The following is a 15,255-nucleotide window of genomic DNA, read 5'->3' on the forward strand; positions in this document are numbered from 1 at the left end:
ACAAGCACGCCCGGTTCGAAAAAAAGCAAGTATATCAGACAGGGGAGGAAAAAATGAAAAGAAGTAAGCTCGTGGCTTCCGTTGCTTTTCTTGGTTCTTCATCGGCGCTCGGCATCACGCCGGTATGGGCGCAAGATGCGTTGGACGATGAAAGTGCAGAGCGCCGGTCGACTGTCGGTACGTCGGACATAGTGGTGACCGCAAGGCGGGGTAACGAGACTTTGCTCAAGGTTCCTGTCCAGGTTAGTGTCGTCTCCGGCACACAACTCGCTAAAGCCCGCGCCGACGACTTGGCAAAGATCGCTGAGACGATCCCGTTTGTTTCGATTGTTCGCCTCACCAGCGGCAATGGCGGGGGCATGACCGTTCGCGGGATCGGTAACTTCGGTGTGGACGTTGGAACGGGTCAAGCGGTCGCATTGAATTTGGATAACATCTTTGTAGGACGTCCCCGTATTGTCACTCAGTCGATGTTCGATATCCGCCAAGTGGAGGTTTTAAAAGGGCCGCAGGCACTCTATTTCGGTAAAAATAGTCCTGCAGGCGTGATTTCAATCAAGACGGCAGATCCCGGCAGCCAACTCGAGTTTGCGGGCCGCGCCGGATATGAGTTCGGTGCGGATCAACACTATATCGAAGCGGGATTGTCGGCGCCGCTGACGAACACATTCGCTATTCGTATTGCCGGTCGATACGATAAAATGCAGGGTTATATGCGCAATAATGCGCAACCTCTGCTTTCGCCGCCGAGCCTACCTACGGCAGGTGAGATATCCCCAGGCGCTTCGAGCAAGCGAACACCGCGTGATCGCAATTGGGGAACGCGCTTTACGGCGCTATGGAAGCCGACGGATGATTTCACGGCGCGTTTTAAATACACTCATTCGAACTATATCTCCAACGGTCAAAACAACGCCTACGAGGCTTATTGCCGTGGCTCCAGTGATAGCAGGCCTCATACCTCCGGTCTGATAGATCCTTATGCTGACTGCAACGCAGACCGAGTGACAGCGTTGGCGGATCCGATCCCCGCGCTCACTTACGGCATGCGCAATCCGCGGGACTCGCGATCGTTCATCGAGACAACGTCCGATCTGGGTGTGCTTGAGCTTTCCTACGACTTCGGGGCAGTTCTGTTGACGTCCGTCACCGGATATTATGCGCTTAAATATGAGGGCTTGGGTAATCTGGTCAATACCAGTTATGGCGTCAATGCCACATACCAGTATGAAAAGTCGTCAGGTTTCAGTCAGGAGTTCCGGTTGCAAAGCCAATTGGAAGGTCCATTCAATTTTAGCATCGGGACGTTCTACTCAAAGGAAAAGCAGTTCAACGAAAGCGACTCCGCACAGACCGCGCTCAGACCGGACCCCCGGCCAGGAGTGGTCAACGGTCGTCGGTTCACTTATATTCGAATATTCGACTATGATACGGACACGTATTCTGCCTTTGCACAGGGCACTCTCTCCCTTCTCGACAATGTAGAGCTATCGGGTGGTGCGCGGTACACACGGACCAAAAAGGCGGGCGAGGATGGCAATGTTTATGTGAATCCCGCCGCCGCAGCTGGTTTCCGACCGGAAGGCGATCTGTTCATCCGTAGTCAGTCAGAGAATAATATCTCGCCAGAGGCTACGTTAACCTGGCATCCTAATGAAGATCAGAACATATATCTCACGTACAAGACTGGTTATCGTTCCGGTGGTTTCTCAGCTCCAGCCGTTCTTCGTCCGATCAACACAGATGCAAATACGCGCTTCAAACCGGAGAAGAACGAAGGCTTCGAAATCGGCTACAAGGCGCGATTGCTCGACGGACGGGCCACGTTGCAGGCGACGGCATACCGGTACACCTACACGAACCAGCAGGTGACCACATTCATTGCGTCCGAGTTGAGTTTCCTTACGAACAATGCCGGCAAGTCGCTAGTGCAGGGCATTGAGCTCGAGGGCACTTATCGTCCTTCGCGTAATTTGTCCTTCAACAGCTCTGTCGGCTACAATGACACTCATTTTAAGGAATTTGTCGGTGCAGCCTGCTTTGCGGCTCAAACTGTGGCGGAAGGCTGCGTCGGAGGCGTTCAGGACTTAAGCGGCAGAACCGCGCCGCGCGCACCCCATTGGGCTGCAACGCTTGGAACGGTTTACACAGTATCTGTCTCTAACGGGCTTAATCTGACGCTGAACGCTGACGCAACATATACCAGCAAGCAGAATCCGAATGACGCTCTGGCACCGGCTTCCATGGAAACGGGCTTTGTACGCATCAACACTGGAGTTTCTGTTGAAGACGAACGCGAGCGTTGGCGGATTTCCCTTTTGGTGCGCAATCTGACAAACCAGTACAAGGCACTATTTACCCAAGATAAGCCGGCGGCCGGAACAGGAATCCGCAACGAGTTTTCTGGAATATTTACGCGACCCCGGGAAGTCGCGTTAGAAGTCGGATGGAAATTTTAAGTGATACTGGCCTTGGACGAGCGCTGGATCGCGATCCTGCTTGGCTGTTGCTTGCTTAATCATAGAATATGATCAACGGATAAAAGCATGTCGATAACGGAGGATAGTGATGGCATCCTATTATCAGGCCACGATCGTTATCAATTCGCCTATGCGCCAGCAATTCAGCGAGGTCATGGAAGAATTTATTCCCTTGATGGGAGGCTTCGGCTTCAAAATGATGCACGCCTTTTCGACCGTTACCGACCGGGTGGGCACGTTCATTCATCTCTGGGAGATCGAGGACGCCAACATGTTGGTGGATGGTATTCAGAAATGGCGTGAGCATGAGGATTTTCCTCGGATTTCCAAAAAGCTGTATGAGTGCATCATTTCTGAATCCATCATTCTGCTGCGTAAGGCGCCCTACTTCCAACCTGAATAGAGTGGCTCTTGCATAGGGTGAGCTTCATGGGGGCACCGCCAAGCGACGACGGAGGAGAGCGATGTTTCGGGTTATTCAATGGGCAACCGGAACGGTTGGACAGAGTGCGATCAAGGCGATCGTCGGTCGTGACGATATGCAACTGGTGGGTTGCTATGTGACGAGTGACGCGAAGAGTGGGCGCGATGCGGGAGAAATCGCGGGCACCGGGCTGACCGGGGTGACTGCCACGACCGATAAGGCCGGGATAATCGCCATGCCGGCGGACTGCGTGATCTATGTTCCGATTCTGCATGACATCGATGACATCTGCGCCTTGCTCGAATCTGGCAAGAATGTGGTGACCGGCTGCCCCTATAACTTTATCCCTTCCGGGCCCGAGCGCGAGCGGATTGTCGGCGCTTGCCGAAAGGGGGGATCCACGTTGCTGGGCGGGGGGATCGCGCCGGGGCAGCTGACCATCGTCCTTCCCATGCTGATGAGCACGCTCAGCACGAATATCCGCCACATTCATGTGAAGGAAGGCGGCAAGCCGGCCGAATATCCCTCACCATTACTGGTTGGAGAACGGATGAAATTCGGCCGCTCGCTGGAAGACGCTTACGACAATCCGAACCTGCGCGGCTGGGTTCTGCCCTGGTACAGCCAGAGCCTCCAACTCATCTGCGGGAGAATGGGTTTTGCGATCGATGAGGAGATCTGCAGCCGTCACCAGGTCTGGGCCGCGACCGAGGATTTCGACACGCCTATCGGTTTCATCAAGAAGGGGACCGCTGGAGCCCAACTGTTCGAAGTGCAGGCGACAGCGCGTGGCCAGCCGGTCTTCACTTATACGAAATACTGGCCTTCCGGCGCGCCAACTGAGTGCTCGATCGCCATAGAGCGGGGTTGGGAGGTCGAAATCGAAGGAGATCCGACGCTGACATGGTCATGTCGTGGTTTCGAGGCGGCGTTTCAGGGACAGATGGACCCGCCCGTGGTCCGCGCGACAGCGAATTGCCTGGTCAACGCCGTCCCACAAACATGCGAAGCCGCACCAGGATTCGCCACGCTGGCTGAACTGCCGCCAATGAGCGGCCGCGCGGATGCAGGCCTGGGACGGGGGCAATGATCGCGCGGCGCGAAATATGTTTTTTCGTACGCACATGACGGACCAACGACATAGGTTGATTTCGAGGAGTGATGCATGCAGCGGACAAAAGCGGTGAGGCCTGTCCTGCCGGAAAATGATTTCGATCATGGCCCCGCCGTGATATCGCTGTCGCGCGCAGATCTGCTTGTACTTGCGTCTATCCGGCACGGTCTACGGTCTCATGTGGCTGAAGAACTTGCGTCACCGATGGCTCGGACCATTTGCAATTTTAGCGTGGAGGCGCTCGACCGCTTGATCGCCAGTCATGAATCGTGGCCCGCGATTTTGGCGGATAGGATCAAGGAACAGGCCGGGGCCCTCGGTAAAGCCGCTGCATTACTTTCAGGCAACGGGGCTATCGGGAAGGATGAGGCGCTCGCCATTAGCGTCGACGCCGACGCCTGCGGCGATGTAGCTCATCTACCGCTTGCCGAGCTCGAACAGGCTCACCGGGTCATTCATACTTGGCTCGAGCGGATCGCCGCGCCGTTGATGCGTGCATGCGCGGCGGGAGATCGAGAAGCGGACACGCTTTTCAGCGCATTTGCCTCTGCTTACGGCGAATCCCGGCAGAAACTCGACGATGCCTCGCAGACGAGGGCCGATCACTATGCGACAGAAGCAGAGAAATATGTCCGGGTTACCCGCGAAAGCTTCGAGCGGTATCTCATCGATCGGTTTCCTGAGCGCAAGAATCTGGCTGTTACATCTTTCAAGGAACTGCCCGGCGGATCGTCGAAGACCACGCTCCTGGTTGATGTAAAGGGCCTGGAAAGCGAGGAAGTGACGTCGATCGTGGTGCGGATGGATCGACAGGGAGGCTCCACAGATACGAAAGCGGTAAATGAGGCGCCGGTCCTTGCGGCTGCGTATAGGCACGGCTTTCCGGTGGCCGAGTTGCTTTGGGTGGAACCGGACCCGGACGCTGTGGGGCTGGCCTTTATTGCGGTGCGCAAAGTCGATGCCGAACCCGCTGGCGGGATGCAGGGCGCTGTTGCGCCGGATTGCGGCCCTGCCATCGGTATGCATATCGCCGGCATCCTGGCGCGGCTGCACGCCATGAATCCGGCCGAATTCGGCCTCCCCGAAGATACGGGCGAGCACCCAATGAGACCCCTGATCGACAATGCGAGGCGCCTGTGGCTGGAAAGCAAGCTCGAACCAGATGGGCTCATCGAATGCTGTCTGTGCTGGCTGGAGGAAAATCTGCCGCCCAGACCAGAGCGGCTCTCCCTGATACACGGTGATATCGGTGTCCATAATCTGCTAATTTCGGGCAACAGAATTGCCGCCATCCTAGATTGGGAGTTGTTCCACCTCGGCGACCCTGTCGAAGAACTTGCCTACGCCCGCAATTCCATCGAGGCCATCATGCCTTGGGACGAGTTCTTGGCCGAATACCAGCGCCATGGCGGCGGCGATTATCTGGAAGAGACTGCACGTTATTACCGTGTCTGGGTGGCGGTCCGAAACGTGATCTACACACAGCTTTGTAAGCATGCGTTTTACACGGGTGAAAACCCTGACCTGCGATGGGCCACCTATGCGAGCTATCAGGATTCGTTGCAGCGCAGGGCGTTATCGCGAATCCTGGCGGATTGTTCGTGATCCGTCTGTGTTCTTCTGTGAATCCCGGCATCGCTGGTGAGAGATGTAAGGAAAATGCCAGATGAGCGGAGATAGCTAGGCGATGACAACGTTCATTCTCGTGCACGGCGGGCTCCATGGAGGGTGGTGTTGGGAGAAGGTGGTTCCCCATCTTGAACGCGCGGGACACAAGGCGATTGCGCCCGACCTGCCGGGATCTGGCATGGACAACATATCCCCGGAACATGTCACGCTTGAGATGACTGGCGGGTTCGTGGCTGATCTCGCTCATAGGGTAGGCGAACCGGCCGTCTTGGTTGGTCACAGCCTCGGCGGCATCACCATAAGTGACGCCGCCGAGCGGGCGGCGCATGCGGTGCTCGGGTTGGTATATGTCGCAGCGATTCTGCTTCCGAACGGAGGGCAGGCGTTCGGTAATCACAATGGTGGGAACAGCCACTCGCCGGGATTTCGCGTGAGCGATGACGGGGGCACGTTGATGGCGGATCCGGCGGCGGCTGCAGAAATATTCTATAATGGCTGCGCGAAGGAGGATGTCCGTTCCGCCGTCGCGCGGCTGATGCCGCAGCCGACGCGTCCCTTGCGCGATTGCCTGTCCATTAGCGAGGCACGGTACGGAACAGTGCCGCGTGCTTATGTCGAATGCCTCCAGGACAACGCGCATCCGCTCCATCTTCAGCGTAAACAACAGGCGGCCATGCCTTGCTGGCCCGTGTTCACCATGGACACGGGGCATTCCCCCTTCGTTCAGGCGCCCGAAGAATTCGCGGTCTATCTTATCGAAGCGGCGGCGGCGTTTGCGGCGAAAGCAGGCTGATAGGCGGGTGCCCCGGGGCGCATTCTTATACACGATCATGTGCGCCGTGGATTCTCAATCTTGCTCAGATTGTGAGGTTTGTGGTGGCCGCGCCAGCCCTCTTGAGTTCCTTGGTTGAAATCCAAGAGGGGTGAACGACAGGGGTGCGGGTCAGGACCACATACGCTACTTGATCGGCGGGCGATAAGACTGGAAAGACTCACTTCGAGAATGCGCCTGGTGGCTATCGAACGGGCCTCAAACATCCAGTTGGTGGACAAATCCGATACCGCCATATAGTGTTCTCTGGCCCTCCGAATATCCGCACCGAGAGAGCCGCTCGATCAGGGCGAAAGAGGCGTGTTCCGGCGGGCAGTACGGTTTCTTGAAAGGGACTGCAGAAATACATGAAGCTGATCGAGACTTCCCCGGAGCGATTTTCCTTGCTGGCAGCGCCTGCAAGGAAGCCCTGGTCGATTCGCCGGACTACATCGATCCAATTGTCCTGGCCGGATGGCGGCGCGGGTTCGCTGCAGTTGCATGGCCACGGACGCGATCTGCTAACGCGGCGGGGTATGACGGATGTCGAGATACTGATGGCCGACAATGTGCACGCCGTCATAGATCAGGCGAATGTCATAGCCAGCATCGAAACCGTTCCCGCATTGCCTGCCGACCTGGATTTGGTTGGGCAGCATGCGCGATCGGGCTTCCGGCGCGCCATTGCGCCCGCGGTGAGCGATCCGGCGTATCGCGCCCGCCCTCTCGCGCTTTTGCTTGACGATTTCGTCGGGGCCAACATCATATCAGGCTGGATCAAAGTTAAGTGGGTGGGCCAGCATAGCGGCTGGAACCGGGGCCACATGGAGGATGTCTGCGTCGGCTATGCCGCTGGGTCGACGGCCTTTGATGATTTCACCAATCTGAAGCTCAGCTACATTGTTCCGCCGATGGAGCCGTATGACGATCCGCTCGGGTTCCACGAGCTCGGCCCGGATGTCGACGGTACGGTGAGGCGGTTGCGGCGTATTGATGTCTGGTTCGACGATGGCCGGTTGATGATGGACGCGTTGTTCCAGGATAGTGGTGTCTTGCATGACCCGGTCCATCGCTCCGCAATTCACGAGTATCGCTTGCAGGCAAGTGCGGAGCGGGCGAACGACGGATGGCGGCTCTCGTCTATATCCGCCGAACCCGGAACGCTTCCTTATACCGAGTGCCGCGGGGCACCGCTCAATCTGAAGGCCCTTGTGGGTTCGTCGCTCGCCGAACTGCGGCAGACCGTGCTGGCCGAGTTGCGCGGACCGCTGGGATGCACGCACCTAAACGATGCCGTGCGTTCGCTATCCGAAGCAGGAATGCTCGCTGACCGGCTTCAGACTGAGGCTTTTGCGGGTCGTGGCATGTGATCTGCGGTGCAGCCTGCTTTGGCCGAAGCTACAGCGTCGACGGCTCTGGCGATCTGCTTTCCGCATCGCGACGTTAGTGGCGCGATCTAAAAGTTTTATCGGAGCTTGCCATGCCTTGTGAATGGAATGAGCTCTTCGGGAATGTGGAAGCAGCGTCGAGAACGTCCTTGGTTCGCGAAGTGATGAATTACCGTGAGGATAGACGACCAATCGCACTTCATTTTATCTCGACTTTCATGGAGGGCTACGTACGTTGGTACGCTGAACGAATAGGGCACGGATACTGAAGATATGCCAGTTTTGAATGTAACAAATCGCGAAGGCATCGAACGAACTATCGAGTGTTCGAACGGGCTCTCCTTGATGGAAATCATCAGGAACGCGAACTTTGACGAACTTTTGGCGCTGTGCGGCGGTTGCTGCTCATGCGCGACCTGTCACGTCTACGTCGATGATGATTTCACGGAGGCGCTTCCGCCGATCAGCGATGATGAGAACGACCTGCTCGATAGCTCCGACCATCGGCAGAGTAATTCGCGGCTTGCCTGCCAAATTTCATTTAGCGACATGCTCGACGGGCTTAAGGTTCGCATCGCACCCGAAGACTGAGGTCATGCGCCTATCCCGGTGTAGCAGCACGGGCTCCGACACGTCGCATGAGCCTCGTCGGTCTGATCGTCATTTCCTCATGTTTAGATGTTTAGGGCAGTCGCATGAGAAGCTTTGATGTCCTGATTACATGGTGGCGCCCAGGCGGCGATCGCGTTGTGCCAGGCTAAATTTGAAGGCTCGATCGCGATCATCGGCGATGAGTCCCAGCCTCCCTATGAACGCCCGGCCGCTTTTTGGGACGAGCGCAATGTCGACATGTTGCTCAGCTGCCGCGTCGTCTCGGTTGATCCGGTCGCGTGCACAGTCACGACCGATGACGGCGCCGCGATCGGCCAGAAATATCTGGTCTGGGCGACCGGCGGCTTGCCGCGGCGCCTGGCCTGCGCCGGCCATAACTCGGCTGGCGCGCATATGGTGCGGACCCGGGCCGACGGCGACCGGATGTTGGCCGAAATGCCGAACGTCACCCGAGCGGTGGTGATCGGGGGTGAATATATCGGGCTCGAGGCGGCCGCGGTCCTCGCCAAGTTTGGCAAGAAGGTTGTCGTGCTCGCGCGCGTTGCTGGCGAGCCTTTGGCGCGCTTCTAGGAGGCCGAGCATTGCGCGCATGGAGTCGAGGTGTGCCTTGGTGCGCAGGTGGATTGCATCGAGGACGTCTACGGTAAGGCGATCGGCGTCCGCCTGCACGACCGCGAGGTCCTAGATGTTTGGTCCCGGCGATTGATGGTGCGGGTTTGATATAAATCGCCCTGGTTCATTTTCCCAGCATTTGCAGATATATTCGTAGGGTGTGAGGCCGCGCAGGGTCTTCAGGCGACGAGCAAAATTGTAGGCTGCGACAAAGTCACCAAGATGCAGCCGGAGTTGATGGTGCGTCTCGTAATGGTAGCGCTTGACGGTCGCCTCCTTGATTGTCCGGTTCATCCGTTCGACCTGGCCATTATCCGGCATGAAGGCGGCGGCGCTTCAAGACTCGGCTGATCTTCGGATCGGCGCTATGGTGAGACCATCCGGGTTCTGGGGCGCTGGAAGCACGTGAGTGCGGGCAGGCCGACTTAAGACCATGGGCTGTGAGCCCGAGCCGTTATTTGGCCGCCCCTGCGGTCCGCCCGGATGCGCTGCGAGCGCGAATCCGTAGTTGCCGTGTTGCCCGCACGCTTCCGATCTGAACGAGGAGGAAGATCATGCGGGTGATAGGAATGGATATCCACCGCACGTTTGCCGAGGCGGTGATGATCGACGGTGACAGGCTGGTCCGGCTGGGTCGCGTGAATATGTCGCGCGAGCACCTGGCCGCGTTCGCCGCCAAGCTGACGCACGAGGATCATATCGTCGTGGAGGCAACCGGCAACGCTCAGGCGGTGGTGGAGGCCGTCGCCCCCTTCGTTGGTCGGGTGGTCATTGCCAACCCACGGCAGGTGCATCTGATCGCGAAAGCGCGGATCAAGACCGACGTCATCGACGCGACGGTGCTCGCTCGTCTGTACGCGAGCGGCTTTTTGCCCGAGGTGTGGGTGCCGGATCAGAAGACGATGAGCCTTCGCCGGCAGGTGACACGGCGCAATCAGGTCGTGCGTCAACGCGTGCGACTAAAGACGATGATCCAGGCGATCCTGCACGCTCACCTTGTGCCGCAATGCCCCCATGCCGACATCGCGGGTCCGAAGGGTCGCGCCTGGCTCCTGGCGCAACTGCTCCCCGACGACGAGACCGCGGCGATCGAGCGGCATCTGCGCGAGTATGATCGGCTGACTGAGGACCTTCGGGTTCTCGAACGCGAGCTCGCGCGTGATGCGCTAGCGAGCGCCGAGACGAAGCGGCTCATGACGATCCCTGGCATCGACATGGTTGTCGCGGTCGGCCTGCTCGCGGCAATCGGGCCTGTCGACCGCTTCACCAGCCCCGGGCGTCTAGTCGCCTTCCTTGGGTTGAATCCCAGCGTGCATCAATCGGGGAACAGCCCGGCCAGGCATGGCCGTATCACCAAGCAGGGTCCCTGCCACGCCCGGACAATGCTGGTCGAGGCAGCATGGCAGGCGGTTCGAGCACCCGGCCCGCTTCGGGCGTTCTACGAACGCGTCCGCGGGCGGCGCGGCACGCACGTCGCCGCGGTCGCCGTCGCTCGCAAGATTGCGGTCATCGTCTGGCATCTGCTCACGCGCGGCCAGGACTATGCGTGGGTCCGTCCCGCGCTCCACGCAAAGAAGCTGCGCGATCTCGAGCTGCGATCCGGCCAGCCCGCTCGCCGAGGTCAGCGCGGCGCCGGGTACGAGTACAACTTGACCAAGTCCCGGCAGGAGGAGCGGCAACGCGGCGAACGAGCCGAAGCCGCGTACAAGCGACTAACCGAGGGTTGGACGAAGCGAGGCAGTAGGGTGCCTGCGAGCGCCTCAGAGGAGGCACGACAATGAAGGCAACGTGGTCGGGCCTTCACCTCCAGCCCAACTCTTCGCCACGAGGTCGCCCGCAGACTCGGAGAAAATAGCACCACTGCGCGAAAGGGGCTATTCAATCCCATCCGTGGTCCACGGATGACGTGGTTTGGTGAGACGGTGCTGGATGTCGAGGTCGGCGCAGGCCGCTTCGAAGGCGTGGCAGCGAAACGGCAGTTTTTGCGCCCGCATTTCCTTGATGTCCTCCGGCGTCCAACCATCTCCGGCCGGATCGGTAAAATGCGTCCCGTTATCGGTGAGCACGGTGTGGATGCGGTATGGCACGGCTGCGGCGAGATGGCGCAGGAAGTCGCCAGCGACGCGGCGAGTGGCCTTCTCATGCAGTTCGACAAAGGCGAACTTGCAGGTCCGGTCGATGGCCACCAGCAGATAGAGCTTGCCCTGCTCGGTTCGCACCTCGGCGAGATCGATGTGGAAGTAGCCGATCGGATACGCCTTGAACTTCTTGCGTGCGGGCTTGTCGCCATCAACATCGGGCAACCGGCTGATGCCATGGCGCTGGAGGCAGCGGTGCAACGAAGATCGCGTCAGGTGCGGGATCGTCGCCTGTAGCGCATAGAGGCAGTCGTCCAGCGGCAGCAATGTGTGACGGCGAAAGGCCACCACCACGGCCTCCTCCTCAACCGTCAGCGTCGTGGACCTGGCTTCCTTCGGCCCAGTACGCAGATCCGCCGTCGACGACCGCTTCTTCCATTTGGCGACCGTCTTCTGGTTGACCCCGTGGCGCTTTGCCAGAACTCTCAGGCTCTCTTGACTATGCTGTATTGCTCGACGCACTGCCTCTGTCGTGCGGGCGCTCCCGTGTAAAATCTGTCCCATAGTGCGTCCTTCCACTCGCTTGCGGATATTGCACCATCAATCGCCGGGACCAAACATCTAGCGTGCGAGATGGTGATAGTCGGCATCGGCATCATTCCTGCCGTCCCGCCGTTGATCGCGGCGGGTGCTGAGAGCGTCAATGACGTCGCCTTCGATGCGGAATGCCGCACCGGCTTGCCTGACATCTTCGCGATTGGCGATTGCGCTGCGCACAGCCACGCCTTTGCCGACGGCGCTACGATCTGGCTGAGAATGCCAACGACCAGGCAAATGTCGTCGCGAGGCGATCACCGCCGGCCGGTCGATTACTATGCCGTGTCTTGGTTTTGGTCGAACTTATATGACTTGCGCCGGCAGGCGGTGGACCTGTCGATCAGCTTCGATGAGGCGATCGTTCGCGGCGATACAGGCGCGCGCAGCTTTTCGGTCGTCTATTTGAAGGACGGCCGGGTTATCGGGTTATCGTGCTCGACTGCGTTAACGCGACCAAGGACTATGTTCAGGATCGGAAATTGGTCGAGGGAGGGGCAAACCTGACAAGGCCCGCCTCGCCGATGCATCGATCCCACTCAAGGAGGTGATGCCGCTTGAATCTTATCCTCCGGCTGAATGAAAGGTGACCTCGACCGAAAAGCGGAGGCTGACATTGATCTCCTCGCTGCGCGACATCCAAACGCCGCTGGTATTCTTGGGCATTTTGCTGCTCGGCCTCCCACCGAGCTGACCCGCACATTCAAGGGCGGCACCGCCTCTGATTGGCTCCCATCAATGGATTGAGGCTTTAGGGTAATGATCCAGCTATCGTGTCGAACGTCGGTCGTCGTCCCGCTAGAGGGGGCGTGCTCAGCTGTCGAATGTCACGATGATTTTCGAACATTCGGGTGCTCCGGCCATTGCGAATGCATCCAGTACATTATCGAATGCGAACAAGTGGCTGGTGATATCGGTGATGGCGTCTGCGAGGTCAGGGAGCGCCGCCACCACCTCGGGAATCTCGGTAGGATAGCCGATGGCGCCGACGATGGTGATCTCCTTGCGCATGACTGTAAACAGGGAAACGGTTTCCGGCTCTTCATGCACGCCGGGCAGCACCACGCGCGCGCGAAACTTGGCCATATCGAGTATGGCCGGAACGATGCCGGCTGCTCCAGCCAAATCAATGAAAACATCGGTGCCGACCACGGGGCTGTTCTTGTACAGATCAACCCCATGAAACTGGGCCAGCCTCTCCGCCACATCTTCGCGCGACGCGTCGATGACAGAACGTGCGCCTAGTGCAAGTGCCCGGCCAAGGCGGGCGGAGGAGCGTGCGATGGTGACAATATCATTGATTCCCATGCGCTTCAGCCAGAGAATGGCGGCCAGTCCTATCGGACCGGCGCCATAAATCACGACTTTTTCCGAGGGCTGGCACTTTCCCTGATAGATCGCGTGCAAGGCCACCCCCAACGGGTCGGTAAACGCCGCTTGCTCGTATGTGACGCCGGGTGGAATTTCGAACACGTCTTCGTTGAGCTTCACGTCCCGAACCAGAAAGCGATGAGCAAAGGCTCCCTCAGGCGCGCCATTACCAAGGATGCCCAGCTTGTTCGCTGGGTCCGCTGATTTGGCCATCGGGTTGATGATCACTCCCAAACCCGGCTGGATATCTTTTACGTGCTCGCCGACCGTTGTGACGATGCCCGTCGCTTCATGCCCGATCGGCAGTGGCTGCCCTTCTGACCTGAGCCTGCCGTTTCTCCTATAGATGAGATCCGTTCCACAGATTCCGCACGCTTTCGTCTGTACGATGATGTCATTCGGTCCCGCCAGCGGCTCTTGCACGTTATCCAGCCGAAGATCGTTGCGGCCATGGATCTGGAGTTGCAGCATAACATCCTCGCCATTATAATTATTAATCGACAATCGTCTTGCGAAGCAGACCCGTCGATCGGCTCTCATGATTGTCTTCCCCGACACGTATGACACTGTCAAAATCGACGTTCAGTCAAATGGACGGTAGATCATTTGGAAACTGCCCTATATCGACGAGTCCTGCAAGCCTTGGTTTGGGGCTGAAGGAGTGTTGGGGTCGCAAGTCTACGGTGTTCGGCGCGCTTTTTGTGCCTATTCAGGAGTGGTAATCCTTGGGCGGTTGCCTGCTTGCACGTCGCTCTCGAGGGATGCCGACACAACGCGCCGCCCTTCTTGCCAACTATTCCAACCAATCATATGGTTGACATTTAGAGGGTATCTGAGGGCGACGGCGCTCGGGAAGCGGATGCGCGACGGACGAGGCGACCATCGACTGCCCGGAAGATATCGGAATGGGCTCAGTGACTTGTCGAAGGCGATGTCGAGCGAAACTCGCGATCCCTGGTTGCGATTGAGGAAAGGGAGATAGAAATGGACGGACGCAAAGCCCTGATCACCGGTGCAGCTTCCGGGATTGGCCGGGCCGTGGCCCGCCTTTTCGCCGAGCAGGGAGCTGCGCTTGTGCTCCTCGATCGCCACGGCGATGCGCTGCATGCCGTTGCAGGCGAGACGGGGGCGAGTGCTCTCGTACTCGATCTCGCAGACATCAGTGCGATAGATTTGGCGGTAGAGGATGCTGCGAAGGTGATGGGTGGGATTGATTGTGTCGTCAACTGCGCCGGAATTTCGCACATCGGCCCGATTTCCGATGTTGATCGTTCAACATATAAGAGATTGATGACGATCAATCTGACTGCGCCTTTCTTCCTTTGCCGTGCTGCCATCCCTTACCTCCTGCAACGTAAGGGATCGACCATTGTGAACATTGCGTCCGGAGCGGGGCTTGTCCCGCATGTAAGAAACAATACGCTTTATTCGACCTCGAAGGGTGGCCTGGTGCTTATGAGCAAGGCGCTTGCGACTGAACTGGCTCCCAATGTGAGGGTGAACGTCGTCTGTCCGGGGGTAACTCACACCGCGATGACGGAAGGCATTCTGGCGGGAGCGGATGGAGGGTCCTTTTTGCGTCACTATCCGATGCAGCGCGCAGCTGACGCCGAGGAAATCGCGCAAGCTGTGTTGTTTCTCGCGAGTGACGCATCATCTTACGTCAACGGGACCGCGATGGCAGTGGACGGTGGCCGCTGCCTACACTGACCGCGGAGGATCGCAAGGCGCGTGTCGTAACAGGTCTTAGCGCGGTAGGCGTTAGTCTGTACGGGACGGAAGACGAAGCGCGTGCGGTATTCAAGCTCGAGGCGTCAGTTCCGTAACCTTAACCGATCGACGAACAAAGCGAATGCAGCCGATGGCTGGCGGCGGCTCGGATAGTACAGGTGATAGCCGGGAAACGGCTGCGTCCAATCGGCAAGGATCTGCTTCAACGCACCACTCGCGAGATATGGTGCGACCTGATCTTCCAGAACAAAGGCCAACCCAAACCCGGCTAGAGCCGCTTCCAAGACCATCTTTGCGTTGTCGAAGATCAGCGGTCCATTCATTCTGATTCGGAGCTGCTCCCCGCCCTTCTCCAGTTCCCAAGCATAGAGACTTCCTGCGCTGCGCATGCGGAGATTGACGGCACGATGG

11 protein-coding genes and 4 pseudogenes are annotated in these 15,255 nt (G+C 58.4%); 11 read left to right on the top strand and 4 right to left on the bottom strand.

Going from position 1 to position 15,255, the window contains the following annotated elements:
- Positions 1–53: 53 nt before the first annotated feature.
- From K3M67_RS05555 to K3M67_RS05590, 8 genes and pseudogenes are all read left to right on the top strand, one after another.
- Positions 54–2,459, top strand: a complete 2,406-nt coding sequence (locus tag K3M67_RS05555; protein WP_285832524.1) for a TonB-dependent receptor — start codon at positions 54–56, stop codon at positions 2,457–2,459.
- Between the two features lie 109 nt (positions 2,460–2,568).
- Positions 2,569–2,883 carry a hypothetical protein gene (locus K3M67_RS05560; RefSeq protein ID WP_285832525.1) on the top strand — a complete coding sequence of 105 codons (315 nt, stop codon included), beginning with the start codon at positions 2,569–2,571 and terminating at the stop codon, positions 2,881–2,883.
- Positions 2,884–2,944: 61 nt separating this feature from the next.
- Positions 2,945–3,994 (top strand): NAD(P)H-dependent amine dehydrogenase family protein, encoded by a 1,050-nt coding sequence (locus K3M67_RS05565; protein ID WP_285832526.1) that lies wholly within the window; start codon positions 2,945–2,947, stop codon positions 3,992–3,994.
- Between the two features lie 75 nt (positions 3,995–4,069).
- Positions 4,070–5,623: a phosphotransferase family protein gene (locus K3M67_RS05570; protein ID WP_285832527.1), complete on the top strand. Its 1,554-nt coding sequence runs from the start codon at positions 4,070–4,072 to the stop codon at positions 5,621–5,623.
- Between the two features lie 82 nt (positions 5,624–5,705).
- Complete coding sequence (locus K3M67_RS05575; RefSeq protein ID WP_285832528.1) at positions 5,706–6,440, top strand: alpha/beta fold hydrolase; 735 nt, start codon at positions 5,706–5,708, stop codon at positions 6,438–6,440.
- Positions 6,441–6,826: 386 nt separating this feature from the next.
- Positions 6,827–7,828, top strand: a complete 1,002-nt coding sequence (locus K3M67_RS05580) for a DUF2889 domain-containing protein (RefSeq protein WP_285832529.1) — start codon at positions 6,827–6,829, stop codon at positions 7,826–7,828.
- 291 nt (positions 7,829–8,119) lie between these two features.
- Positions 8,120–8,437, top strand: coding sequence for a 2Fe-2S iron-sulfur cluster-binding protein (locus K3M67_RS05585; RefSeq protein ID WP_285832530.1), 318 nt, complete (start codon positions 8,120–8,122; stop codon positions 8,435–8,437).
- Positions 8,438–8,566: 129 nt separating this feature from the next.
- Positions 8,567–9,142, top strand: a pseudogene (locus K3M67_RS05590) (FAD-dependent oxidoreductase); the annotation flags it as partial.
- Here the strand turns inward: K3M67_RS05590 and K3M67_RS05595 are convergent.
- Positions 9,140–9,382: pseudogene (locus K3M67_RS05595) on the bottom strand (integrase core domain-containing protein); the annotation flags it as partial. The pseudogenes K3M67_RS05590 and K3M67_RS05595 sit on opposite strands and share 3 nt — an antisense overlap.
- A gap of 242 nt (positions 9,383–9,624) precedes the next feature.
- On the opposite strand from K3M67_RS05595, the gene K3M67_RS05600 reads away from it, so the two are divergent.
- Positions 9,625–10,851 (top strand): IS110 family RNA-guided transposase, encoded by a 1,227-nt coding sequence (locus tag K3M67_RS05600; RefSeq protein ID WP_285832531.1) that lies wholly within the window; start codon positions 9,625–9,627, stop codon positions 10,849–10,851.
- Between the two features lie 96 nt (positions 10,852–10,947).
- Here the strand turns inward: K3M67_RS05600 and K3M67_RS05605 are convergent.
- A pseudogene (locus K3M67_RS05605) lies at positions 10,948–11,712 on the bottom strand (DDE-type integrase/transposase/recombinase); the annotation flags it as partial.
- A 69-nt stretch (positions 11,713–11,781) separates the two neighbouring features.
- Between K3M67_RS05605 and K3M67_RS05610 the strand changes: the two are divergent.
- Positions 11,782–12,249 carry an oxidoreductase C-terminal domain-containing protein gene (locus K3M67_RS05610; RefSeq protein ID WP_285832532.1) on the top strand — a complete coding sequence of 156 codons (468 nt, stop codon included), beginning with the start codon at positions 11,782–11,784 and terminating at the stop codon, positions 12,247–12,249.
- A 306-nt stretch (positions 12,250–12,555) separates the two neighbouring features.
- On the opposite strand, the gene K3M67_RS05615 is transcribed toward K3M67_RS05610, so the two are convergent.
- On the bottom strand, positions 12,556–13,653 hold the full coding sequence (locus K3M67_RS05615) for a zinc-dependent alcohol dehydrogenase (RefSeq protein ID WP_285832533.1): 1,098 nt from the start codon (positions 13,651–13,653) through the stop codon (positions 12,556–12,558).
- Between the two features lie 444 nt (positions 13,654–14,097).
- Between K3M67_RS05615 and K3M67_RS05620 the strand changes: the two genes are divergently transcribed.
- Complete coding sequence (locus K3M67_RS05620; protein ID WP_285832534.1) at positions 14,098–14,823, top strand: SDR family NAD(P)-dependent oxidoreductase; 726 nt, start codon at positions 14,098–14,100, stop codon at positions 14,821–14,823.
- A 104-nt stretch (positions 14,824–14,927) separates the two neighbouring features.
- Here the strand turns inward: K3M67_RS05620 and K3M67_RS05625 are convergent.
- Positions 14,928–15,254 (bottom strand): annotated as a pseudogene (locus K3M67_RS05625) (LysR substrate-binding domain-containing protein); the annotation flags it as partial.
- Position 15,255: the final 1 nt, after the last annotated feature.

The organism is Sphingobium sp. V4, from assembly GCF_029590555.1.
Lineage (GTDB): Bacteria > Pseudomonadota > Alphaproteobacteria > Sphingomonadales > Sphingomonadaceae > Sphingobium.

What these genes read in the sequence shown, in the direction of transcription:
- K3M67_RS05555 (WP_285832524.1), top strand. Translation starts at nt 54, where the DNA reads ATGAAAAGAAGTAAGCTCGTGGCTTCCGTTGCTTTTCTTGGTTCTTCA.
- K3M67_RS05560 (WP_285832525.1), top strand. Translation starts at nt 2,569, where the DNA reads ATGGCATCCTATTATCAGGCCACGATCGTTATCAATTCGCCTATGCGC.
- K3M67_RS05565 (WP_285832526.1), top strand. Translation starts at nt 2,945, where the DNA reads ATGTTTCGGGTTATTCAATGGGCAACCGGAACGGTTGGACAGAGTGCG.
- K3M67_RS05570 (WP_285832527.1), top strand. Translation starts at nt 4,070, where the DNA reads ATGCAGCGGACAAAAGCGGTGAGGCCTGTCCTGCCGGAAAATGATTTC.
- K3M67_RS05575 (WP_285832528.1), top strand. Translation starts at nt 5,706, where the DNA reads ATGACAACGTTCATTCTCGTGCACGGCGGGCTCCATGGAGGGTGGTGT.
- K3M67_RS05580 (WP_285832529.1), top strand. Translation starts at nt 6,827, where the DNA reads ATGAAGCTGATCGAGACTTCCCCGGAGCGATTTTCCTTGCTGGCAGCG.
- K3M67_RS05585 (WP_285832530.1), top strand. Translation starts at nt 8,120, where the DNA reads ATGCCAGTTTTGAATGTAACAAATCGCGAAGGCATCGAACGAACTATC.
- K3M67_RS05600 (WP_285832531.1), top strand. Translation starts at nt 9,625, where the DNA reads ATGCGGGTGATAGGAATGGATATCCACCGCACGTTTGCCGAGGCGGTG.
- K3M67_RS05610 (WP_285832532.1), top strand. Translation starts at nt 11,782, where the DNA reads ATGGTGATAGTCGGCATCGGCATCATTCCTGCCGTCCCGCCGTTGATC.
- K3M67_RS05615 (WP_285832533.1), bottom strand. Translation starts at nt 13,653, where the DNA reads ATGAGAGCCGATCGACGGGTCTGCTTCGCAAGACGATTGTCGATTAAT.
- K3M67_RS05620 (WP_285832534.1), top strand. Translation starts at nt 14,098, where the DNA reads ATGGACGGACGCAAAGCCCTGATCACCGGTGCAGCTTCCGGGATTGGC.